The organism is Rhizobium sp. AQ_MP (genome assembly GCF_014237835.1).
In the GTDB taxonomy this organism is placed as follows: domain Bacteria; phylum Pseudomonadota; class Alphaproteobacteria; order Rhizobiales; family Rhizobiaceae; genus Allorhizobium.
The window spans coordinates 312,668-335,291 of the sequence record NZ_JACJVI010000002.1 but is presented as its reverse complement, the minus strand read 5'-3'; the positions used below and the strand labels follow the sequence as shown (position 1 = coordinate 335,291).

Annotated in this window: 21 protein-coding genes; 9 read left to right on the top strand and 12 right to left on the bottom strand. The window is 61.8% G+C overall.

Translation table 11 applies throughout. The annotated features are described in order from the left end of the window. Positions 1 to 60: 60 nt before the first annotated feature. The gene (locus tag H6M51_RS04715) at positions 61 to 1,485 is read left to right on the top strand and encodes a gamma-aminobutyraldehyde dehydrogenase (protein ID WP_185808729.1); all 1,425 of its coding nucleotides are present in this window, start codon (positions 61 to 63) and stop codon (positions 1,483 to 1,485) included. A gap of 140 nt (positions 1,486 to 1,625) precedes the next feature. After that, positions 1,626 to 2,120: an SH3 domain-containing protein gene (locus H6M51_RS04710; protein WP_246780398.1), complete on the top strand. Its 495-nt coding sequence runs from the start codon at positions 1,626 to 1,628 to the stop codon at positions 2,118 to 2,120. Positions 2,121 to 2,213: 93 nt separating this feature from the next. Here the strand turns inward: H6M51_RS04710 and H6M51_RS04705 are convergent, their stop codons facing one another. After that, positions 2,214 to 5,855, bottom strand: a complete 3,642-nt coding sequence (locus H6M51_RS04705; protein ID WP_185808728.1) for a hypothetical protein — start codon at positions 5,853 to 5,855, stop codon at positions 2,214 to 2,216. A gap of 537 nt (positions 5,856 to 6,392) precedes the next feature. Further along, the gene (gene tal / locus H6M51_RS04700; protein WP_185808727.1) at positions 6,393 to 7,349 is read right to left on the bottom strand and encodes a transaldolase; all 957 of its coding nucleotides are present in this window, start codon (positions 7,347 to 7,349) and stop codon (positions 6,393 to 6,395) included. Positions 7,350 to 7,525: 176 nt separating this feature from the next. Here tal and H6M51_RS04695 point away from each other — a divergent pair, with 176 nt between their 5' ends. Next, positions 7,526 to 8,503, top strand: a complete 978-nt coding sequence (locus H6M51_RS04695) for a sugar-binding transcriptional regulator (RefSeq protein WP_185808726.1) — start codon at positions 7,526 to 7,528, stop codon at positions 8,501 to 8,503. Here H6M51_RS04695 and H6M51_RS04690 read toward each other — a convergent pair. The 4 genes from H6M51_RS04690 to H6M51_RS04675 form a co-directional block, all read right to left on the bottom strand. Continuing rightward, the gene (locus tag H6M51_RS04690) at positions 8,500 to 8,787 is read right to left on the bottom strand and encodes a type II toxin-antitoxin system RelE/ParE family toxin (protein ID WP_185808725.1); all 288 of its coding nucleotides are present in this window, start codon (positions 8,785 to 8,787) and stop codon (positions 8,500 to 8,502) included. The genes H6M51_RS04695 and H6M51_RS04690 overlap by 4 nt on opposite strands. A gap of 4 nt (positions 8,788 to 8,791) precedes the next feature. Further along, the gene (locus H6M51_RS04685) at positions 8,792 to 9,028 is read right to left on the bottom strand and encodes a CopG family ribbon-helix-helix protein (RefSeq protein ID WP_185808724.1); all 237 of its coding nucleotides are present in this window, start codon (positions 9,026 to 9,028) and stop codon (positions 8,792 to 8,794) included. 47 nt (positions 9,029 to 9,075) lie between these two features. After that, entirely contained in the window at positions 9,076 to 9,960 is an 885-nt protein-coding gene (locus H6M51_RS04680) for a bifunctional helix-turn-helix domain-containing protein/methylated-DNA--[protein]-cysteine S-methyltransferase (protein WP_185808723.1), read from the bottom strand. 79 nt (positions 9,961 to 10,039) lie between these two features. Next, positions 10,040 to 10,534, bottom strand: coding sequence for a DUF2244 domain-containing protein (locus H6M51_RS04675; RefSeq protein ID WP_185808722.1), 495 nt, complete (start codon positions 10,532 to 10,534; stop codon positions 10,040 to 10,042). Between the two features lie 25 nt (positions 10,535 to 10,559). Between H6M51_RS04675 and nth the strand changes: the two genes are divergently transcribed. Continuing rightward, entirely contained in the window at positions 10,560 to 11,342 is a 783-nt protein-coding gene (gene nth, locus H6M51_RS04670; protein ID WP_185808721.1) for an endonuclease III, read from the top strand. Here nth and H6M51_RS04665 read toward each other — a convergent pair. After that, the gene (locus H6M51_RS04665; protein ID WP_185808720.1) at positions 11,323 to 11,904 is read right to left on the bottom strand and encodes a TetR family transcriptional regulator; all 582 of its coding nucleotides are present in this window, start codon (positions 11,902 to 11,904) and stop codon (positions 11,323 to 11,325) included. The two genes, nth and H6M51_RS04665, sit on opposite strands and share 20 nt — an antisense overlap. An 85-nt stretch (positions 11,905 to 11,989) precedes the next feature. Between H6M51_RS04665 and H6M51_RS04660 the strand changes: the two genes are divergently transcribed. Then, positions 11,990 to 12,415 carry a VOC family protein gene (locus H6M51_RS04660; RefSeq protein WP_185808719.1) on the top strand — a complete coding sequence of 142 codons (426 nt, stop codon included), beginning with the start codon at positions 11,990 to 11,992 and terminating at the stop codon, positions 12,413 to 12,415. Here H6M51_RS04660 and H6M51_RS04655 read toward each other — a convergent pair. Further along, positions 12,398 to 13,120 (bottom strand): sulfate transporter family protein, encoded by a 723-nt coding sequence (locus H6M51_RS04655; protein ID WP_185808718.1) that lies wholly within the window; start codon positions 13,118 to 13,120, stop codon positions 12,398 to 12,400. The two genes, H6M51_RS04660 and H6M51_RS04655, sit on opposite strands and share 18 nt — an antisense overlap. 64 nt (positions 13,121 to 13,184) lie before the next feature. Continuing rightward, the gene (locus tag H6M51_RS04650; protein ID WP_185808717.1) at positions 13,185 to 13,973 is read right to left on the bottom strand and encodes a carbon-nitrogen hydrolase family protein; all 789 of its coding nucleotides are present in this window, start codon (positions 13,971 to 13,973) and stop codon (positions 13,185 to 13,187) included. Positions 13,974 to 14,132: 159 nt separating this feature from the next. Here H6M51_RS04650 and H6M51_RS04645 point away from each other — a divergent pair, with 159 nt between their 5' ends. Then, positions 14,133 to 14,621 carry a hypothetical protein gene (locus tag H6M51_RS04645; protein WP_185808716.1) on the top strand — a complete coding sequence of 163 codons (489 nt, stop codon included), beginning with the start codon at positions 14,133 to 14,135 and terminating at the stop codon, positions 14,619 to 14,621. Between the two features lie 42 nt (positions 14,622 to 14,663). Here H6M51_RS04645 and H6M51_RS04640 read toward each other — a convergent pair whose 3' ends face one another. Together H6M51_RS04640 and H6M51_RS04635 are read right to left on the bottom strand one after the other, a co-directional pair. After that, positions 14,664 to 16,499: an ABC transporter ATP-binding protein gene (locus H6M51_RS04640; RefSeq protein ID WP_185808715.1), complete on the bottom strand. Its 1,836-nt coding sequence runs from the start codon at positions 16,497 to 16,499 to the stop codon at positions 14,664 to 14,666. A gap of 44 nt (positions 16,500 to 16,543) precedes the next feature. Beyond that, complete coding sequence (locus H6M51_RS04635; protein ID WP_185808714.1) at positions 16,544 to 17,707, bottom strand: M20 aminoacylase family protein; 1,164 nt, start codon at positions 17,705 to 17,707, stop codon at positions 16,544 to 16,546. A gap of 321 nt (positions 17,708 to 18,028) precedes the next feature. On the opposite strand from H6M51_RS04635, the gene H6M51_RS04630 reads away from it, so the two are divergent. The 3 genes from H6M51_RS04630 (at position 18,029) to H6M51_RS04620 (ending at position 21,740) form a co-directional block, all read left to right on the top strand. Next, positions 18,029 to 19,735, top strand: a complete 1,707-nt coding sequence (locus H6M51_RS04630) for a peptide ABC transporter substrate-binding protein (protein WP_185808713.1) — start codon at positions 18,029 to 18,031, stop codon at positions 19,733 to 19,735. Between the two features lie 75 nt (positions 19,736 to 19,810). Then, entirely contained in the window at positions 19,811 to 20,821 is a 1,011-nt protein-coding gene (locus H6M51_RS04625) for an ABC transporter permease (RefSeq protein ID WP_185808712.1), read from the top strand. Continuing rightward, positions 20,814 to 21,740, top strand: a complete 927-nt coding sequence (locus tag H6M51_RS04620; RefSeq protein ID WP_185808711.1) for an ABC transporter permease — start codon at positions 20,814 to 20,816, stop codon at positions 21,738 to 21,740. The genes H6M51_RS04625 and H6M51_RS04620 overlap by 8 nt, the downstream gene beginning before the upstream one ends. Before the next feature lie 19 nt (positions 21,741 to 21,759). Here H6M51_RS04620 and H6M51_RS04615 read toward each other — a convergent pair whose 3' ends face one another. Next, positions 21,760 to 22,461 (bottom strand): phosphatase PAP2 family protein, encoded by a 702-nt coding sequence (locus tag H6M51_RS04615; protein ID WP_185808710.1) that lies wholly within the window; start codon positions 22,459 to 22,461, stop codon positions 21,760 to 21,762. Between the last annotated feature and the right edge of the window lie 163 nt (positions 22,462 to 22,624).

Sequence of the window (22,624 nt, the reverse complement as noted above, 5' to 3'; positions counted from 1 at the left end):
AACCCTGCGGCGAAAGCCGCGCGGTCTCGCAAATCGAAGTCTGATAAAAGGGAGAACGACATGGACACCCAGATGCTGATCGGCGCCAAGTTCGAAGCCGGCACAGAGACGGACGAAAAGATCCTCAATCCCAAGACCGGCGATGTCATCGTCGATCTTCCGGAAGCCTCGCTTGCCCAGGTTGAAGCAGCGGTCGACGCCGCCGAAGGCGCCTTCGTTTCCTGGTCGCAGACGACACCGGGCCAGCGCGCTGGCTATCTGCTCGCCATTGCCGATGCGATCGAAAAGGACGCGGCCGCTTTTGCAGCGCTTGAAAGCCTCAACTGCGGCAAGCCGATCAACGCCGTTCTCAATGATGAAATTCCGGCGGTGGTGGACTGCTACCGCTTCTTCGCCGGCGCAATCCGCACGCTGCAGGCCCCGGTTGCAGGCGAATACCTGCCGGGCTTCACCTCGATGATCCGCCGCGATGCCGTGGGCGTCATCGGCTCGATCGCGCCCTGGAACTACCCGCTGATGATGATGGCCTGGAAGCTGGCACCGGCGCTTGCCGGCGGCAACACCATCGTTTTCAAGCCCTCCGAACAGACGCCGCTGACGGCCCTCAAGCTCGCCAAGGTCATGGCAGACATCCTGCCCGAAGGCGTCATCAACGTCGTACTCGGCCGCGGCGAAAGTGTCGGCAACGCGCTGATCAACCACCCGAAGATTTCGATGGTGTCGATCACCGGCGACATCGCGACCGGCAAGAAGGTCCTGACCGCAGCGGCCAAGACCGTCAAGCGCACCCATCTCGAGCTCGGTGGCAAGGCGCCCGTCATCATCCATGACGATGCCGAGATCGAGGCCGCCGTCTCCGCCATTCGCACCTTCGGCTACTACAACGCCGGCCAGGACTGCACCGCCGCCTGCCGTATCTACGCGAGCGACAAGATCTACGACCGCTTCGTCGCGGATCTGGCAAGCGCCGTCTCGACCATCAAGTTCAACCAGGCCGACGACGCCGAAAACGAGATCGGCCCGCTGATTTCCAAGCGCCAGCGCGACCGCGTCGAAAGCTTCGTCACGCGCGCTGCCGAACACAAGCATATGGAGGTGGTCGCCGGCGGCAAGCTAGGCTCCGACAAGGGCTTTTTCTACACCCCGACGGTCATTGCCGGCGCGACCCAGGACGACGAAATCGTCCGTCGCGAAGTCTTCGGCCCAGTCGTTTCCGTGACCCGCTTTACGGAAGCAGAGCAGGCAGTCGCCTGGGCAAACGACAGCGATTATGGCCTTGCCTCCTCCGTCTGGACCAAGGACATCTCCCGCGCCATGCAGACCGCCGCCAAACTGCGTTACGGCTGCACCTGGATCAACACCCACTTCATGCTCTGCAATGAGATGCCGCATGGCGGCATGAAACAGTCCGGCTACGGCAAGGATCTGTCGCTCTACTCGCTGGAGGACTACACGACCGTCCGCCACGTGATGATCGCGCATTGATCAGCTCGAAGTTCGATCAATGAGCCAGGCATAGGAATTGCTTGGCTCATTGGCCGGAAAGGCGTGTTTACCCTGACGGATCAAACCAGTGGCACCATGCCTGCCTCCTCCGTATCATGATGCGGAATCAGGAGAACAATATGCGCGGCACCCGGACGGATGAAAGGCTCAGCAGACGTTACGCGACCACGACCGTCGTCACCGCATTCCTCATGTCTGCAGCACCACTCTTCCCCGCGCCCGCCAGCGCCCAGCAGCCGCAGGTCATCCCTGCGCCCGACCTTGGTGGCGGCGGCCTGATGACGGATAGCTATCTCTGGCATGTCAGGGGCCTACCGCCCGGCCAACGCCTCCCCGTCTATTCCGGTGCCGGCCCCAATTTCCGCATCATCCACGCGCTCGACGAGGGCACGCCGATCGAGCGCCTGTCCTGCAGGGATAGCCGCGGCGGCTATTGGTGCCGTGTTGCCACCGTTGATCTCCCTCGTATCTGGGGCTGGGTGGATGGACGTTTCCTGCTCGAAGAACCGGGCTTCGCGCCGCCGGAAGACCTGCGCAACCCGTCTTTCGAGCCGGATATCGTTATCGACCCTTTCCCGAGACCGAGAGCCCCTCAAGCTCCGGCTAGTCCCTGAAAACCTCGGCTTCCGGCTTTCCACTGCTCTTGAAAGGCGAAGGCCCCATGCGGGGCCTTGCTCAAGTGGTTCTCGCACACCGTTCGGTGTGCATCAGATCGCTTGATAGGCCGCGATCACGATGGCGACCTGTTCATTGCTCATCGACTGGATCTGCGTTGAAGTCAGTGCAAAGATCTGCGCCGTACTCAAATCATCGAGATCCGCTGTCGAGAGACCGGAGATTGCAGTCGTCTTGATGGCCGCAATGTCTGCCGTCGAGAAGAGCAGCAGATCTGCAATGTCCAGAGCGCCGATTGCAGCCGAGCTCAGAGCACCCACCTGGGCGGGCGTCAGTGCCTCGATCTGCGCAGTCGTCATGGCGGTGAGCTGGTCGGTGGACAGCCCTGCGATGACGGCGGAGCTAAGCGATGCCACCTGCGCCGTACCCAATGCACTGATGCTCGCCGTCGACAGACTGCGAATTTGCGTCGACGTCAGCGCCGAAAACTGGCTGCTCGACAGGCCGGAGATCTGGCTCGACGTCAATGCTGCGATCTGCGTTGTCGTCAGCGCTTTGACCTGCGCCGTGGTCAATCCGGCAAGCTGCGCGGTTAAAAGTGCTGCGATGCCGGCGGTGGACAAGCCGACGATCGCCCGGGAACTGATCGCGGCGATGTCGCCCGCATCCAGCGCACCCACATCCTCCGTCGTCAGGCCGGCAATGGCCGCGCTGGAGAGCAAGCCCATTTGCGCCGTCGTCAACGAGCCGATCTGCTCGGACGACATCGCTCCGATCTGAGCTGAGGCAAGGCCGGTAAAGGCCCGCGTGCCGATCGCCGCCACCTGGCCGGTCGAAAGCGAGGCAAATGCATCCGTCGAAAGGGCCCGCAGTTGCGCGCCGGTCATGGCCGCGATTGCAGTCGTCGAGAGAGCGTCCAGGGTGTCGCTGCTGAAGCTCGCAACCTGCGCCGTCGTCAGCGCAGCCGCCTGCGCTGAGGTCAACCCGGTCAGCTGAGCCGTTTCAAGGCTTGCAAAGGAGCTTGGCGTCAGCGCTGCGATCGCCCGTGTGCTCAGTATGGCCAGCTCGGACGATGTCAGCGTGTCGAGCTGGTCTGTGGAGAGCGCCACGCTGCCGATGGCCGCAAGCTGAGAGGTCGAAAGCCCAGCGAACTCGGCACTGCCGAGCGCGGACCATAGATCGCTGGTGAGAGCCGCGATGGCGCGGGTGTTCAACGACTGGATCTGCTCAGACGACAGAGAACCGAACTGCTGCGGCGTCAGCGATCGGATCTGGCTGCTGGTCAGCGCAGCAATGGCGGACGTGGAAAGCCCGTCAATCTGGCCGCTGCTGAGGACGTCGAGCTGCGTTGTGGTCAGCGCGGCAGCCTGAGCGCTGGTCAATCCGGCAAGCTGGCCGGACGTCAAGGCTGCGATACTCTCGGTTGAAAGCGCACCGATCACGCGAGAGGACAGGGTGGCGAGTTCGGCAGAGGTCAGCGTCCCGATCGCGCCTGTTGTCAGCGAACGGAGCACAGACGAGGTCAGTGCGGCAAGTTGCTGGCTGGAGAGCGCATCGAAGGCCGCCGTTGTCAGTGCAGCCACCTGTTGGGACTTCAGTGCCGCGATGCCACGGGTGCTGATCGATCTGATCTGATCAGTCTCCAAGGACGCAAGCGCTTCGGTCGACAATGCAGCGATCTGACTTGAGGAGAGCACCGCCATCTGGCCGGTTGTAAGACCGTTCAGCTGACTGCTGGTGAGCGACGCGATGACGGCAGTCGAGAGTGCCGCAATCTGCACCGAAGTCAGCCCCACGATCTGGCCCGAGGTCAGAGAGGCGAATGCGGCGGAGCTGAGCCCGCGGATCGCACGCGACTGAAGCGCGGCGATGTCAGCGGAATCGAATGTTGCGATGTCTTCTGCCTCAAGGCCGGACAGCGAACTTGACGTGAGTGCGGCGATCTGGCTGGGCGACAGCGCCGCGATCTGTGCCGAAGTCATGGCCGAGACCTGAGTGGAGCTCAGTGCTCCGAGAGCCCGCGTACTCATGGCACCAATCAGCGCGGACGACAGCCCACCGATCACGGCAGTGGAAATGCCACGAACGGCCCCGGAACTCAGCGCCGCAAATTCCGCAGTGGTGAAGGTATTGAGGTCTGCAGAGGAGAGCGCTGCGATATCGCTCGATGAAAGCGCTGCGATCTGGGAGGCCGTCAAGGCTGCGATCTGCTCTGAAGTCATCGCATCGAGTTGAGCGCTGGTCAGTGCACCGACGGCTCGGCTGCTCAACGCCGCGACCTGCCCAGTCGAGAGCAGGGTGATGTTGCCGGTGCCCAAAGCGACGACTTGCGCGGAGTTCAGCACCGCGATCTGCGCCGCGGTCAGGCCACTGATCTGGACGCTGCTGAGGGCGGCCACCTGGCTTGTAGACAGGCTGCCGACCTGGCTGGTCGACAGAGAGGCAACCTGCGTGGAGAGCAGGCCTCCGATTTGAGCGGTCGTGAGCGCCTTGAGCACACGCGTGTTCAGCGCAGCGAACTCGGCAGGCGAGAAGTTTGCGAAGTCCTCGCTTTCCAGCCCTGCGATCCCGGAAGAGGACAGAGCGGCCAGTTGCGCGGTCGACAGGGCTGCCACCTGCCCGCTGTCGAGCGAGGCGACTTGGGCCGAATTGAGAGCTGCGATGACACGCGTCGACAAACCACTGATCTGCGCCGTGCTGAGCGAAAGCAGGACGCCGGAGTTGAGCGCATTGACCTGGCGGCTGGACAGACCGGCAAGTTGCCCTGCGGACAGCCCGTCCACCTGATCCGATGTCAGCGACGCGATCTGTGCGGTGGTCAATGCCCCGAGCTTCCGCGAATCCAGCGCGGTGAGTTGGGCAGAGGTCAGCGAACTGAAGACATCGACCGGCAGCGCAGTCAGGGATCGCGTCGCGATGGCAGCGACGCCGTCGGCAGACAGCACGTCTATATCGTCAGAGCCAAGCCCCATGATGGCCGATGAGGTCAGCGCGGCCAGTTGTCCCGTCGTCAGCGCGTCGACCTGCTGCGTCGTCAGCGCTGCGACCTGTACGGATGTGAGCGCTGCAACCGCTGCGCTCTTCAGGCCGGCGATCTGGTCGGTCGAGAAGGATGCGAGAGTCGAGGCGCTCAACACTGCGATCTGACGCGCGGTGAGAGCAGATACCTGCAGCGCGGAAAGACCGTCGATCTGCGCTGTGGTCAAGCTGGCGATGACCCCGGTGGACAGAGAGGCGATCTGCCCGGTGGTAAGACCGGAAAGCTGACCACTCGTGAGCGCGGCGAAATTGGCCGCGGACATACCGGCGAGCGCACGGGACGAAAGCACCGAAAGCTCGGCTGCGGTCAGGGTCGCGATATCGTCGGTGCCAAGGCCGGCCAGCGACCTGCTGGTCAACACGGTCAACTGAGACGCTGAAAGGGCATTGAACTGATCGGCAGAGAGCGCCGCAATCTGATCGGATGACAGGGCCACCAGCTGACTGCTCTGCAGACCGGCGAGTTTGGCGCTATCGATGACCGCAAGCTGATCAAAGGTGAGGCCGCGAACAGCCACAGCGGAAATTGCTGCCAGCTGGCTGGCCGAAAGAACATCAAGATCGCCGGTCTCGAACGCAGCGATTTGCGTGGACGACAAGGCACGGATTTGGGCCGAACTCAGCGCGCTGACATCTTCGGTACTGAGGCCAGCAATCGCCGACGCGCTCAGCGTCCTGATTTGACTGATGCTCATCGAAGGTATGATCGTTACCATGCACGCCCGCCCTGAAGATAACTGGTTCCAAAATACGTTGCGGCCGCTGCACCGTCGCACTCGTGCCCATCGAAACCGACGAACGAAGCAACAGGCGGTTTGACATTGCCAGACATCGCTGGAAGACCGGCGACACGCGGCAGCAAACCGACGGACACAATCTTATGAAAACATGGCTTGTCTGAGCCTGACGTCGGGTGGGGCATCATGCAGCAGAGAGGGTCTCTGCTTCCCCGCGTCATCACTGTTCAAACCGGCGATCAAAGCCGGATGCTCGGTTATACACGCGCCAATCGTTGTAAATCTGCGCGTCAATTCTGAATATATGCCTCAGAAATAAACGACTCGTCAACGTTAACAGCAGGTTTTTCCGGTAACGGGCGGCGGTGTTGCCGGGCAATTGCAGCTTAAGCGGCAGATGGAAAGCGGCGGCTGGGCGTCAATGTCACCAAAAAGGGCGGCTGCAGCTTTCGCCACACCCGCCCTCTGCCTGGGAAAGGCGAATCAATAGCCCGATCAGGCTGCCAGCGCCTTGGCGATCTGGCCACGCAGCGTGCCGAGATCCTTGGCGAAGCCGCGAATGCCTTCGGCGAGCTTTTCGGTCGCCATGGCGTCTTCGTTCATCGCCCAGCGGAAGGCCTTTTCATCAAGCGAGACATGCGGCTCGGCCTTCACGGTATCGGGCGACAGCGCGCGGGTGAGCGTGCCCTCAGCGGCATTCAATTCGTCGAGAAGCTGCGGGCTGATGGTCAAGCGGTCACAACCGGCCAGCGCTTCGATCTCGCCGGCATTGCGGAAGGAGGCGCCCATGACGATCGTGCCGATGCCGTTGGCCTTGTAGTAGTTGTAGATCGAGCGGACCGAGACGACGCCCGGATCGGTCTCGGACGTGTACTCTTCACCCGTCGACTTCTTGTACCAGTCGAGGATGCGGCCAACGAAAGGCGAGATCAAGAAAACCTTGGCTTCGGCGCAGGCAATCGCCTGGGCCTTGGAGAAGAGAAGCGTCAGATTGCAGTCGATGCCTTCCTTCTGCAGCACTTCGGCGGCGCGAATGCCTTCCCAGGTCGAGGCGAGCTTGATCAGGATCCGGTCCTTCTCGATGCCCCGCTCCTTGTAGCCGGCGACGATCTGGTGTGCCTTTTCGACAGAGGCCTTGGTGTCGAAGGAAAGATCGGCATCCACTTCGGTCGAGACACGACCAGGCACGAGTTCGGCCAGCGCGGCACCAACAGAGATTGCCATACGGTCGGCGATTGCGCCGATCACGGCATCATCCTGACCGCCCTTCGCCTTGCCCCAGGTGATCGCCTCCTGGAAGGCATCCTTGAAGGCATCGGTGCCGAGCGCCTTCAGCACGATCGACGGATTGGTGGTGCAATCGACCGGCTTCAAGCGGCGGACGGCCTCGATGTCACCGGTGTCGGCGACCACGGTCGTCATGGAACGAAGCTGTTCGAGTTTCGAGGTCATCAGATTATCCTTCGGCTCAGCGAAAAGGGTTTGCGGGCGACGGAACTGGCCGCCGCGGTTGCCCGGACTATCGCCATTCGAGGGCGACAAAGTCAAGACATATGTTCTTTGAATTTGACATAAGTATCAACCGAACGGATAGTGCGCGTTGGAAGTTCCCAAAATCGAGAGAAATCTTGGCGAAGCTCAGACGCGACACCCATTCGACCTATTCGGACGCAGCGGCGCTGCGCATCCGCGCGGCCTGGCTCTACTATAACGAGGGCCTGACGCAGAAGGACGTGGCGGATCGGCTCGGCATCAGCCGGTCGACGGTTATCCGCATGCTGGAAGAGGCACGAAAGCGCGCCGAAGTGCAGATCTGGATCAGTGACGGCGTGGCCGATTGCGTCGATCTCGCGGTGAGGCTCGAAAAGGCCTATGGCCTCGACGAGGCCGTCGTCGTGCCCTCGCCGGACACCCAGGATGCGGCCGCCATCGCAAAGGCGGTGGGCCTTGCACTCGGCCAGTTCCTCACCGAAGTCGTCACCAATGACATGACGATCGGCGTCGGCTGGGGCCGGACCATGACGGCGTCACTCGCCGGCTTCCGCCCGCCGAACCGCGAGAACTGCAAGGTCGTCTCCCTGCTGGGCGGCATCGTCGCGGTCCGCCAGACGAACCCGATCGACTACACCTGGCGGCTGGCAAGCCAGCTTGGCGCCGAATGCTACATGTTCCTCGCCCCCCTACTCGTCGATTCCGTCGCGACCAAACGGGCGCTGATCGAGGAATGCGGGCTGAAGGCGATCTACGATCTCGCCGAAAACCTCGACCTCGCCATCGTCTCCTGCGGGGATATCGGACCGCATTCCACCTCGCTCTCGGAAGGGTTCATCAGCCACCAGACGCTGATGGAACTGGTCGATGCCGGTTGCGTCTGTGACACCATGTTCAACTTCCTCGATGCGGACGGCAACTCGGTTGCCCACCCGATCAACGAGCGTGTGATGTCCGTTGACCTGGACACGCTGAGGAAAGCGAAACACATCGTGCTGTCTTCGGGTGGGGCGCACCGCGCCAAGGCGATCCACGCGACAATCCGACGGATCGGCTGCAACACGCTGATCACGGATGAGGCGGCGGCACGGGAGTTGTTGGGGCTGGCGGTCTAGAGCTGCTCTGGCCAGGCACGGGCACCATGTTGGACAAAGAGAACCTCGACATGGTCGTCCTGCACCCTGTAGGCGACGATGTATCCGAGATCAGCGAGCACGAGCTCGCGCGTTCCTTCGATTTCGCCACGCCGTCCCAGAAATGCGTTCTGCGTCAGAAGGCGAAGTGTCCGGCCATGGATCGCCCGCACGATACGCGCTGCAGCTGCGGGGTTGCGCTCGAGCAGATAATCGCCGACGGCAGCGAGTTCTCTCAGATAGCGCCGCGTCCAGACGACACGCATGGCATCAGCGAGTGCCGTATTTGTTCAACACGGCCTCGATCTCTGCTTCACTGGCGAACTCACCGCGTTCAGCCTCTGCCAGCCCTTCCAGCACACCGGTTACCCATTGCTCTTGCCATGCGAGCGAGCGTCCCTGGGCAAGCGCATCCTCCACGATCTGATCGCGGGAGAGATTGCTCCGCTCGACCAGACTGTCGATCCGGCGGCTGATGTCTTCGGGGAGTTGGACGGTGTTGCGCATGGTTCATTGTCTCACAGAAGCGGGATTTCGGAAAGCACCTCGCGCGCTCACGCCTTGCCGGCTTCCCAGCCGAGCATGGCGCGCTTGCGGGTCAGACCCCAGTGATAGCCGGTGAGTGCGCCGCTCTTGCCGAGCGCCCGGTGACACGGCACGACGAAGGAAATCGGATTGCGGCCGACGGCCGCCCCAACCGCTCGGCTGGCCGTCGGCTGGCCGATCCTCTGAGCAATGTCGGAATAGGTGACGGCGCGCCCGAGCGGAATTTCCAGGAGGCTTTCCCAGACCCGGATCTGAAAGTCCGAGCCGATCAAGACGACGCGCAGCGGCTCCTCCGCCGACCAGCGCTCTGGATGGAAGACGCGCGCCGCATACGACGCCGTGGCCTCCACATCCTCGACGTAATCGGCATTCGGCCAGCGTCTCGCCATGTCGTCGAAACAGGCGACCTCCCCGCCCACATCAGCAAAGGCCAGTCCCGCAAGTCCCCGGTCCGTGATCATGACGAGTGCCAGCCCGAAGGGCGACGGATGATAGCCGTAGCGGATGATGAGGCCGGCACCCCGCGCCTTCCATTCGCCCGGGCTCATCGCTTCATGAGTGACGAACAGATCGTGCAGCCGCCCCGGGCCCGACAGCCCCAGTTCGAGCGATGTCTCGAGCAGCGGCATTTCCTCGCGACCCAGAAGGCGCTTCGCGTGATCCAGCGTCACGGCTTGCAGGAAGGCTTTCGGAGAAAGGCCCGCCCAGCGGGTGAAGGTCTTTTGCAACTGCGTCGGCGATTGGCCAAGACGTTCGGCAATCGTCTCAAGCGATGGCTGGCTCTGATAGTCCAGCGTCAGCATCTCGATTATCTGCCGCACGGTCTCGTAGTCAGAGCCGTCGGGCGTGATGTCGGTGGTGCGGGAAAGATCGATCTGTTGGGCGAGCGTCATGGCGAAATCCTCATCTGACACGGACTTCACCATGGCGAGAGGCAAGACGCCACCCGTTTCTTGCGCTTGGGTTGGAAGGTCAGATCCGCTGCTTTGCCGTTGCCAGCGCGCCCGTCATGGCCTTTGCGAAACTCTCGCGATCATCGGGGTTGAGGAAGGAGCCGACGTCGGTTCGCCTCCCCTCGCCGGCAACGGCCATGGAAGTGATGCCGAACTCCTCGTGTCGCTGCACGAAGAAGCGCGCCCAGAGCGTCTTGAAGGTATGCTCCGTCATTCGGCCTGTCGGTGTGAACTTGCGGATCGAAAGCTCGGTGCGCGACACCGTGACCTCTTCACGCGCACGGGCGGCGCGATAGTTCAGCCAGAAGGCGCCGTAGAGCAGCAGGAAATCGAGCCCGAAGAACAGACCGATCGGCCAGGCGCCGGTCGCCATGAAGAAGATCGCATGCAAAAGGCAGACGGTCCCGGTGATGCCAAACAGAATGCGATAGCCTTTACGCCCCAGCGACCGGTACGGCGTCAGTTCCGCTGCGAAAATCGGCTGGTCCGCCGCCTGCTCGAGATTGCCTTCCATCACCGCGCCCGATTATAGGTTTTTCATGACTGTAGCGAAGCCGAAATCCAGCACCCAAACTTTGAAAAAGTCAAATCCTGCGACCCGTCGAAAGCCGGCGACACGCCGTCGCACGGCTTACTCCAAGATCGAACTGGAAGAGATCTTCCGCCGCTTCTCGATCCAGAGGCCGGAGCCAAAGGGCGAGCTGGAACACGTCAATCCGTTCACGCTGGTGGTCGCCGTGGCGCTCTCCGCCCAGGCAACCGACGCGGGCGTAAATAAGGCGACGCGGGCCCTCTTCAAGGTGGCCGACACGCCGGAGAAGATGCTGGCACTCGGTGAAGAAAAGGTCCGCGATTATATCAAGACGATCGGGCTTTATCGCAACAAGGCGAAGAACGTCATCGCGCTGTCCCAGAAGCTGGTCGACGACTTCGGAAGCGTTGTGCCCCGCACCCGCGAGGAACTGGTGACGCTTCCCGGCGTCGGCCGAAAGACCGCAAACGTCGTGATGTCCATGGCCTTCGGCATTCCGACCATGGCCGTCGACACGCATATCCTAAGAATCGGCAACCGCATCAAGCTGGCACCAGGCAAGACACCGGACGAGATCGAGGATATCCTGATGCGGATCATCCCCGAGCAATATCTCTTCCACGCCCATCACTGGCTGATTCTGCACGGGCGCTACTGTTGCAAGGCGCGGCGCCCCGAATGCGAGCGCTGCGTCATCGCGGACATCTGCAAGTCGCCGGAAAAGACCTGCGATGTCCCCGCCCCGCTCGTCGAACTGCCGCCGCAGATCTTCAACGCGAGCGAGGAATGAGCCCATCAATCAGGCGAGCGATCGCAGCCTTGTAGAGATCGGGATCGCCGCCACGCTCGATTTCGAGAACCGCACGGTCGAAGGCGGCAGACAGCAGGTTGGCTAGAGCGCGGATCTCATCCGCCGACGCCGCCGCTCCGAGACAGTCTGAAACACCCTCAAGCAGCCGATCCTCTGCATTGTCCCGGTCGATCTCGGCGGTGCGCTCGACACCCAGCACCGCCGGCGCCTCCAGCAGCATCAGCCGGGCGCGGCCTTCGACCGCCATGGCAGCGAAATAGGCCGACGCCCCCGACATCAGCGCCTCTCTCGGCTTAGCAGCCGGTGCGGCACCACGATCGATGTCGGATGCGACCGCCATCGCTTCCTGTTCGACCACCGCGCTGAACAGGGCCTTCTTGTCCTCGAAATGATGATAGAGCGCGCCGCGGGTCACACCTGCGGCTGCCACGATGTCCGGCGTAGCCGTCTCGGCATAGCCCTGTTCGACGAAGAGCCGTCTTGCAGCCGAGATCAGCGCCAGACGCGTCGCCTCGGTTCCTTCTCTGGTATTACGTGCCACCGCAACCCCTTTACATACAAACAGAATGTATGTTATTGCAAAGATACATGCAGACTGTATGTTAAATTATCGCGGAGGGAAAGCGATGAGGACCACGAGCTACTATCCCGTCATCATGACCGACGATGTCGAAGCAACAGCAGCCTTCTATCGACGCCATTTTCACTTCGAGCCGCTCTTTACCGCCGATTGGTATGTCCATCTGCAGTCGACCGAAGACGAAAAGGTCACGCTCGCGATCCTCGACGGGCGCCATGAAACAGTCCCGTCGGGATACCGTGGAAAGGCCTCCGGCCTGCTCCTGAACTTCGAGGTGGAGGACGTGGACGCTGTTTATGACAGACTGAAACAGGCCGGCCTGCCGATGCTGCTCGACATCAGGGACGAAGACTTCGGCCAGCGGCATTTCATCACCGCTGATCCGAACGGCGTTCTGATCGACGTCATCAAACCGATCCCGCCGAGCGCCGACTTTGCCGCGCAATACGAGGCGTCAGCCCTGCCGCAATGAGGCAGCCGGATCCCGCGCCGTCAGCGCCTTGTGCAGATGCACCATCAGGCCCGCGGCAAAGAGCGGTGTCAGCAGGTTGACGATCGGCACCGCAAGGAAAAGCGCGATGACGAGACCGGCAGCAAATACCGTGCCGGAATGGCGTGAACGCAGCAACTTCGCCTCTTCGGCGCTGCGGAACCGCATGGCGGCGAACTCGAAGAATTCGCGACCCAAAAGGTAACCGTTCACCAGGAAGAAGGCGATGATGTTGATGCCGGGGATGAACAGCAGCATCAGCGCGATCAGGTTGCCAATGATGACGATACCGAAGAACTTGATCGACGCGACGATCGCCTCCCCGATCGGCATCGCCTTGCCGGGTGCATCATTCGGATAGTCCCGTTTTTCGACAACCTCGGCTACGTCATCGAGAAAAAGGCCGGCGATGATGGCGGTGACCGGCGAGAGCAGGAGGGCAAGTCCAAGTGCTAGCCCAATGCTGGCGAAAATGCCGAAGATGAAGGTCAGCCAGCCAGCCCAATCCGGCAGGTCAGGTATCAGCCCCTGAAGCAGCGGCATGACGAAGGCGATGAAGCTTTCGCGCAGACCGAACCACAGACCGATCAAGACCAGGATCGTCAGGCCGAGCGTCTTCCAGAAGACGGTGCGGGTCTCCGGCGCAAAAAGATTGCGCAGCGACATCAAGGCAGCGTCAAAAATCATGGCAGGCCTCCTTCATCAACCGCTGTGATGTAGGAGGCCGCAGTCGATGCTGCAATGCGGACCGTCACCCCAAACGATAGAGGTTCGGTCGACGGTCGATCAGATAGGGGTTCTGTGCCCTTGCATCGTCATAGGCCGCTGGATCGACCTCGGCGACCAGCAGGGTCTCCCGCATGCCGGCACGGGCCAGTTCGTCACCATCCGGCCCAAGGATCACCGAGCGACCGCCATAGGAGAGCCCGTTCTCCTCTCCGCAGAGATCGGCATAGACGAGGAAGACACCGTTTTCGAAGGCCCGGGTCGGCACCACGGTGTCGGCCACCCGCCGGCTGATGATACCCTGCGGCAGAGCCGTTGGCACCAGGATCAACTCGGCACCGGCCAGCGCCAGCGTGCGGACATTTTCCGGGAATTCGACATCATAGCAGATCAGCATCGCTGCCTTGATGCCATTGAGATCGAAGACATGCGGTGGCTCGGATCCGGGGACGAAGGCTGCCCGCTCGCCGTCACCGTAAAGATGGCTCTTGCGGTAGAACTCGGTGCTGCCATCCGGCCGGATGAGCACCGAAGAGTTGAACACCTGGTTGCCGTCTCGTTCCGGAAAGCCTGCACAGATCGCCAGTCCGCAATCGGCCGAAATCTCCGTGAGCGCACCGATGATCGAACCGTCACGTCCCTCCGCGATTTCCTCGAATTGTGCGCCGAGCGCATAACCGCTGGTCCCGAGTTCGGGCGTCACAAGGAGTTCCGCGCCCATTTCCGCAGCCGCCATGGCCGCTTGTGCGATCTTGCCGATATTGCCCGGGACATCGCCGGAAAGAGGTTGCATTTGATAGAGGGAAATCAGCATGGAACGCACCTGTAGCCTTGTGGCGGGAAGCAGACGTTAGTGCCCCTGGCCTAGGCGAGGCAAGCGGCAAGACGAAGGCAGGAAGCCAGACCGTTGTCTTTCTCGCCGGCAGTCTTATCTTACGGGCATGAAACCCGCTTTCGAGACCGACCGGCCGTGATGCCGTTCATCATCACCGCAGCGATCGCCCTGCTGCTGATTGAGCTTTTCCTTCGGCGTCGCCCTTGGGCAGTGGCGCTTGCCGCCGGGACGGCTGTCATTGCAACCGCCGTCTGGATCTTCAGCGATTATCAATCGCGAAGTCAGAGAGGCGCTGCCGCCGCCGTGACGGCAAGTGTTGTGGCAGATGCCGCGACCTGCGTCGATCCGGCCCTTCCAGTCGCCGCGACCCTGTCCAACAATTCCGGGTCAGCGGTCAATCGCCTTGCCTTCGAACTGTTTGGACGCGAACCGGGGCGGAGCAAGATTCTTTATCGCGGCACCCTTCGCCACGACCGCCCGCTGGCATCTGGCGAAAGTATCACCAGATGTTACCCCTTGCTCCGCCACGGGTTCTCCCATCCTCGCCCGCAGATCATCGACGCAACGAAGTATGAGTGGACGACCCATGTCTCCTTTGTGGGCTTCGGCAACGCACCGCCGGAGTGATGACGCAAAGCGCGGGCTGAGCCGCGATGACGCGGTCTAGTCTTAAACCTGAACGAGGTGCCCCTCCCCCACCTGTCGGTACTGCCGCACGGGTGGCTCATAGCCCACAGGCCGGATCGGGCTCTTGATCTCGTCGGTCGAGAGATTGCGCTTCAATTTCCGCCGCGCCGGATCCGGCACCGGCACTGCCGCCATCAGCTTCCTCGTATAGGGATGCTGCGGATTGTCGAACACCGCCTGGCGCGGCCCGATCTCGACGATCTCGCCGAGATACATGACCGCCACCCTATGGCTGACACGCTCGACGACCGCCATGTCGTGGCTGATGAAGAGATAGGCAAGATTGAAGCTCTGTTGCAGATCGAGCAGCAGATTACAGACCTGCGCCTTGATCGACACATCCAGGGCTGACACCGCTTCATCCGCCACGATGATCTTGGGATCGAGGATCAGGGACCGCGCGATCGCGATACGCTGGCGCTGGCCGCCGGAGAACTCGTGCGGATAGCGCGGCATCATGTCCGCCGAGAGCCCAACCCGCTCCAGAAGATCCGCCGCTTTGTCCCGTGCCTCCGCCTTTGTGCCGAGCTTGTGCTCGATAAACGGCTCCATGACCGCCTGACCGATGCTCATGCGCGGATCAAGGCTGGCGAAGGGATCCTGGAAGACCATCTGGATGCTGCGGCGCATCTTCCGCAGAGCCGCCTGATCCAGTTTGCCCACATCATACCCGTCCACGGCGATATTGCCGGATGTGGGCTCGACGAGTCGCGTGATTGAACGACCGGTCGTCGACTTGCCGCAACCGGATTCCCCAACCAGCGAAAGCGTTTCGCCGGGTCTGAGGTCGAAGGAGACATTCTCCACCGCATGCACGGCACCGCTCTTGCGCCCGAAAAGACCGGAGCGGATATCGAAGCGGGTCGTCAGGTTCTTCACCTCCAGGAGCGGACGGCTGGCGGCCTCCGGCGTCCCCGCTTCGGCCTCCGGCACCAGCGTCGCCCCCGTCTTGATGTCGATGACAGGGAAACGCATCGGCCTTTCGCGTCCGCCCATCGATCCGAGCTTTGGCACCGCAGAGAGCAGCGCCCGGGTATAGGGATGCTGGCCACGGTTGAAGATGTCGTCAGTCGCGCCGGTCTCGACCGCCTCGCCCCGGAACATCACGATGGTCCGATCGGAGACTTCGGCAACCACGCCCATGTCATGGGTGATGAAGAGCACGGCCATGCCCTCTTCGTCCTGCAGGGTCTTGATCAGGTCGAGGATCTGGCCCTGGATCGTCACGTCAAGCGCCGTCGTCGGTTCGTCGGCAATCAGGAGCTTCGGCTTCGAGGCCAGCGCCATGGCGATCATCACACGCTGACGCATGCCGCCGGAAAACTGATGCGGATATTCGTCGAACCGGTTCTTGGCATTCGGGATGCGCACGCGGTCGAGCAGCCGCAGCACCTCCGTCTTTGCATCTGCAGCCGAAATGTCGCGATGGCAGGTAATCGCTTCAGCGATCTGCTTGCCGATCGGGAAGATCGGGTTGAGCGAGGTCATCGGCTCCTGGAAGATCATCGAGATCTGGTTGCCGCGCACCTGGCGCATCTGCTCGGCATCGAGCGCCAGGAGCTCGCGCCCTTCGAGCTTGACGCTCCCCTCGATCCGGCTCGTCAACTGCGGCAAAAGCCGCATGATCGAAAGCGAGGTGACGCTCTTGCCCGATCCTGACTCACCAACAATCGCGACCGTTTCTCCCGGCGCCACATCGAGATCCATGTTGCGAACCACTGACCGCCATTCGGTGCCCACTCTGAATGAGGTCGTCAGACCCCGCACCGAAAGAACCGGTGCACCCTCTGCCTTCCCTGTCCAATCCGTTGCTGCCATATCCCGTTCCCCTTTTATTTATGTCTCGAGATCTGGTGGATGGATCAGGCGGCGAGCGCCGTCTCGGCAAGCGTCACCCAGTAGCTGATGCCATAGGGAATGACCTCGTCGTTGAAGTCATACGCCGAGTTATGAAGGTTCGCCGTGTCGCCATTGCCGATGAAGACGAAGGAACCCGGTCGAGCCTCAAGCATGTAAGAGAAGTCTTCAGCCCCCATCGTTGGCGGGAAGGCATCGCTAACGGCATGGTCTCCGGCCACCTTGCGCATGATGTCGACGGCAAACTCGGTTTCCGATGCGTGGTTGAAGGTGACCGGATAGCCGCGGTGATAGCGCAGTGTCGCCTTGGCACCCATTGCCATCGCAACCCCCGAGGCAATCTCCCCGATGCGGGTCTCGGCCATCTGGCGCATCTCGGAAAGCAGCGTGCGCACGGTGCCCGAAAGTTTCACCATGTCAGGAATGACGTTATAGGCATCGCCGCCATGGATCTTGGTGACGGTGATGACCACCGAACTCAGCGGGTCGGCTTCTCGTGACGCGATCGATTGCAGCGCGACAACGACCTGGGACGCCGCCAGCACCGGATCGACGCTCTTGTGCGGCTGTGCAGCATGGCCGCTGCGGCCTTCGATCTCAATGTCGAACTGATCCGCCGCCGCCATGATCGAGCCCTTGCGGGTCGCAAACGTCCCCACGGCCATGCCCGGATGATTGTGCATGCCGTAGACTTGCCGGATGCCGAAATTCTCCATCATGCCGTCCGCAACCATTTCGCGCGCACCACCGCCGCCTTCTTCAGCCGGCTGGAAGATGACCGCAATCGACCCGCGGAAATTGCGCGTTTCCGCGAGGTACTTGGCAGCTCCAAGCAGCATGGCGGTGTGTCCGTCATGGCCGCAGGCATGCATCTTTCCCGGCGTTTTGGAGGCCCAGGCCTTTCCGGACATCTCGTGGATCGGCAGCGCATCCATGTCAGCACGGAAACCCACGACCGGACCATCACCGCGATTTCCCTTAATGATCCCGACCACGCCGGTGCGGCCAATGCCCGTCTTCACCACGTCGCAGCCAAATTCCTTGAGCTTCTCGGCCACGAAGGCTGCCGTGCCATGCACGTCAAACAGGAGTTCGGGATTCTGATGCAGATGGCGGCGCCACTCAGCGACTTCGGGCTGAAGTTCGCTGGCGCGGTTGAGCACTGGCATGAAGCAACCTCTTTTTGTCGTTGTTCCCCGCAGGATTTCGCGCATACTGTGCCGTGATGGACAGCTTTGGCAAGCCGCAAATTTCCATCTTGCATGGAAAATAGGCTTGTGTTTACATGGCCTAAATTTTAGCCAACCCGACAGAAATTCACGCTGTCCGGGATTGCTGGCCGCGACTCCGAAAATTGCAGCGGAGCTCAGATTTTCCAAAAATACCAAGAAGATAGGTGGTTGACATTTGACGAATGCGCTGGCCACATCGCTGGCTGGCAGATCGGGTTACCATCATGCCTGCAAACAAATAATAATGGGGAATGACCAATGAACACTCGTAAATTGATGCTGGCGGCATCTGCCGCAGCCTTCGCGCTGACCGGCGCACCGGCCATGGCCGAGCGCGGCACCGACGGCGACCTGAAGATTATCTTCTGGCAGGCCGTATCGACGATGAATCCCTATCTGTCTGGGGGTACCAAGGAAGTCTACGCGGCATCGATGGTTATCGAGCCGCTGGCCCGCTATGACGAAACCGGCAACCTGGTTCCGATGCTCGCCGCCGAAATCCCGACCGTTGAAAACGGCGGCGTTGCGGCCGACCTGAAGAGCATCACCTGGAAGCTGAAGCCCGACCTCAAGTGGTCTGACGGCTCGGCCGTCACGGCAGAAGATGCGATCTTCACCTGGAAATACTGCACGGCACCGGACGGTGGCTGCGCTCAGGGCGCCTATTTCGAAGGCGTGACCAATGTCGAGGCTGTCGATGCCTCCACGATCAAGGTCTCCTTCGCCGATCCAAAGCCCTATCCCTACAGCGCCTTTGTCGGCGCGCAGGCTCCGCTGATCCAGGCCGCCCAGTTCAAGGACTGCCTTGGCATAAAGGCTCCGGAATGCACCTCGGCCAACTTCGGCCCGATCGGCACCGGCCCCTTCGTCGTCAAGGAATTCAAGCCGAACGACGTCGTGACCTTCGAAGCCAACCCGAACTACCGCGATCCGGCCAAGCCGGCCTTTGCATCGGTCACCCTGAAGGGTGGCGGTGACGCGGCGTCGGCTGCCCGTTCGGTTCTGGAGACCGGCGAATTCGACTACGCCTGGAACATGCAGGTCGAGCCCGAAATCCTGGCCCAGATGGTTGCGGCCGGCAAGGGCAAGATCGAAGTTGCCTTCGGCACCCAGGTCGAGCGTATCGACATCAACCCCTATGGCGTCGACCCGTCGCTCGGCGACAAGCGTTCGACCAAGGAAGCGGGCCCGCATCCGGCTCTTTCCGATCCGGCCGTTCGCCGCGCGCTCTCGATCGCCATCGACCGCGAGATCATCGACGAAGCCGGCTACGGCGACAATGGCAAGCCGACCTGCAACATCCTGCCGGCTCCGGATATCTACGTCTCGACTGCCGTTGACTGGTGCCTGAAGCAGGACATCGAAGGCGCCAACAAGCTGCTCGAAGATGCCGGCTGGAAGATGGGCTCCGACGGCATCCGCGAAAAGGACGGCGTGAAGCTGTCCTTCCTCTACCAGACCTCGACCAACTCGGTCCGTCAGGGCACCCAGGCGCTGGTGAAGGACATGTGGAGCCAGATCGGTGTTGCCGTCGAGCTGCGCAACATCTCCGCCAACGTCTTCTTTGGCGGTGATCCGGCCTCTCCGGACACGTTCCAGAAGTTCTATGCCGACATCCAGATGTACACCAACAACTTCGATGGCACCGACCCGGAGAAGTACATGGCCGGCTGGATGTGCGACAAGATCCCGAGCCCGGCCACCGGCTGGCAGGGTGAGAACATCGTCCGCTACTGCAACCCGGAATACGACAATCTCGTCAAGGAACTCGGCAAGACCGGTGAGCTCGAAAAGCGTGCCGAAATCGCCAAGAAGCTGAACGACATGCTCTCCAACGACGTCGCCCAGATCCCGCTCATCCATCGTGGCCAGCCCTCGGCTGTCAACAACACGCTGGTTGGCGTGAAAATGAACGCCTGGGACTCCGAACTCTGGAACGTCGCCGACTGGTCGCGCGCCAAGTAATGCCATCAGTGCCGGGCCTGCCTCCAAAGGCGGGCCCGGCACTCGCATTTTTGCCGACAGTCTGGAGACCAGCCGATGTTCACCTTCACCGTTCGGCGACTGCTGTTCGCAGTTCCGACGCTACTGGCCATCAGTTTCATCATTTTTGCCCTGCTCGACCTCGCTCCGAGCGATCCCCTGAGCGACCTGCCGCTGACCATCCCGCCGGAAGTGCGCGAGCAGATCCGCCTCGCAATGGGCCTCGATCAGCCCTTCCTCATCCGCTACCTGAAATGGCTGCAGCAGTTCTTCATCAATGAACCGCTCAACATCTTCGAACAGATCACCGGCATCACCGTCGGCACCGGCGAGCGCATGCGCGTCCTGTCCTGGGCGACCCGCAGCCCCGTAGTCGACCTGATCGTCCAGCGCCTGCCCCAGACGCTCTGGGTCGTCGGCCTCTCCTATCTCTTCGGCGTGCTGATCGCGATTCCGATCGGCGTCATCTCCGCCTATCGCCAGTATTCCTGGTTCGACCAGATCGGCACCTTCATCTCGATGGTCGGTTACTCCGTGCCCACCTTCTTCACCGGCGTGCTGCTGATCGTCATCTTCTCCTCCTGGCTGCAGTGGTTCCCGTCGATCTACGACACCACGCTGGTGGTCAACAGCTGGGACAGCTTCGTGCTCCAGGTGAAGCAGATGTTCCTGCCCGTCCTGGTGCTCACCCTCTTCAATGTCTCGCAGATCAGCCGCTTCGTGCGCGCCTCCATGCTCGACAACCTCAACATGGATTATGTTCGCACCGCGCGTGCCAAGGGCGTGAAGGAAAAGATCGTGCTGCTCGTGCATGTCCTGCGCAACAGCCTGATCCCGGTCGTGACCGTGATTGCGCTCGGCGTGCCCACGATCTTCTCCGGCGCCATCATCACCGAACAGGTCTTCCGCGTGAACGGCCTCGGCCAGCTCTTGATCACCGCGATCCAGGGCGCCGATATCCCGCTCGTCCAGACCCTGACCTTCATCTTCGCGATCCTGATCGTGCTGTTCAACCTGATTGCCGACGTTCTCTACGGCATTCTCGATCCGAGGATCCGCTATGAGTGATGCCGCCGTCGCAACCGCAACAGCACCCCAGACGAGACCGCAAAGCGGCAGCTTCTGGCCCATGCTCTGGCGTCAGTTCCGCGCTCACAAGGGCGGCGTCGCCGGCCTTGTCGTCTTCGTCTTCATCGTGCTCGCCGTCTTCATCGGCCCCTATATCCACACGATCGACCCGAACAAGATCGACATCCGCGCCAAGAACCAGGGCCCGTCCTGGGAGCATCCCTTTGGCACAGACAATCTCGGCAAGGACATGCTGGCCCAGGTGCTCGCCGGCGGGCAGATCTCGCTCGCCGTCGGTATGGCCGCCATGCTGCTGGCGCTGGTGGTGGGGACGCTGGTGGGCGTGCTCTCCGGCTATTCCCGCAAGCTCGACGGCCCGCTCATGCGCCTGACGGATCTCTTCCTAGCGCTGCCGCTCCTGCCGCTCCTGCTGGTGATCATCATGCTCTTCCGCGACACGCTGCGGGCGGCCTTCGGACCGGAAACCGGCATCTTCATCCTGATCGTCTTCGTCATCGGCATCACCAGCTGGATGCACACGGCCCGCATTGTTCGCGGCGACGTGCTGGCGATCAAGAGCCAGGAATTCATCCTGGCGGCGAAATCGAGCGGCATGCGCGAACACCGCATCATCAGCAAGCACATCCTGCCGAACGTCATGTCCTCGATCATGGTCTCGGCAACACTCGGCATCGCCACGGCCATCATCACCGAATCCGCGCTGTCCTTCCTGGGGCTAGGCTTCCCGCCCGACTTCCCCACCTGGGGCCGCCTGCTCTTCGACGGCGCCAACTTCCTGCAGATCAACCCCTCCCGCGTCATCTGGCCCGGCCTGGCGATCTCGCTGACGGTCTTGAGCGTGAACTATATCGGCGACGCCATCCGCGATGCGCTGGATCCGAAGGCGTTGAAGCATTGAACCTGATCAAGTGGGCGCTTCAGCGCCCACTTGGCCGCCCCAACATCCACCGCGCCACAAACCAGCTCCCACAGGCCCATACAGTCCCCGCCGCCCAGCCGCCGAGCACGTCGGTAGGGTAATGCACGCCGAGATAGATGCGGCTGGAGCCGATCAGCAGGGTGAGAAAGACGGCGACCAGCGGGAAGAAGTAGCGCAGCGAAGGCGTTTCCTCGAGCCGCGACAGCATCGCACCAAGCGTGAGATAGGTAATGGCGGACAGCATGGCATGGCCGCTCGGAAAGCTCATGTCGGTCACTTCGACGAGGTGCTGCACCACTTCCGGGCGGGGTCTTGCAATGCCGAGCTTCATGGCGCTGCTCAAGCCCCAGCCGCCGAGGATCGACACTGTGACGAAGATCGCCGTACGGAACTTGCGGCGCAGCGCGAGATAGACCACGACAAGCGTCACCAGCAGCGTCAGCACGGTGACGCCACCCAGCGCCGTGATGTCCACCATCATCTTGGTGAGCCAGCTGGGCCCGACCGGCAGGGCCGGATCGGAGGGATCGCGCAGCATCAGGAGCACGCCTTCATCGAAGGCCCGCGTCTCCCCTTCCAGCACCTCGCCGGTCAGTTCGAACAGGAAATAGGCGACAAGTGCGGCGACAAGCGCCGTCAGCCAGACACGCTTTTCGGCCGCCGAGGCGATGCGGGTAAGATGGTGCTTGAGATGCTGCATGAGCGGTATCCTGATCGGTGGCGTTGAGGCTACATCGCGTTGCAAGGCGCGTGCGTCAACCGGGACGCGTGGTGCAAATGTGGGCGGGTCTCGGTTGTTCCATCAACTTGACGAACCGTCATCGTCACGCATTCTAAAGGAAGCAAGCGCCGGTTCCGCAAAG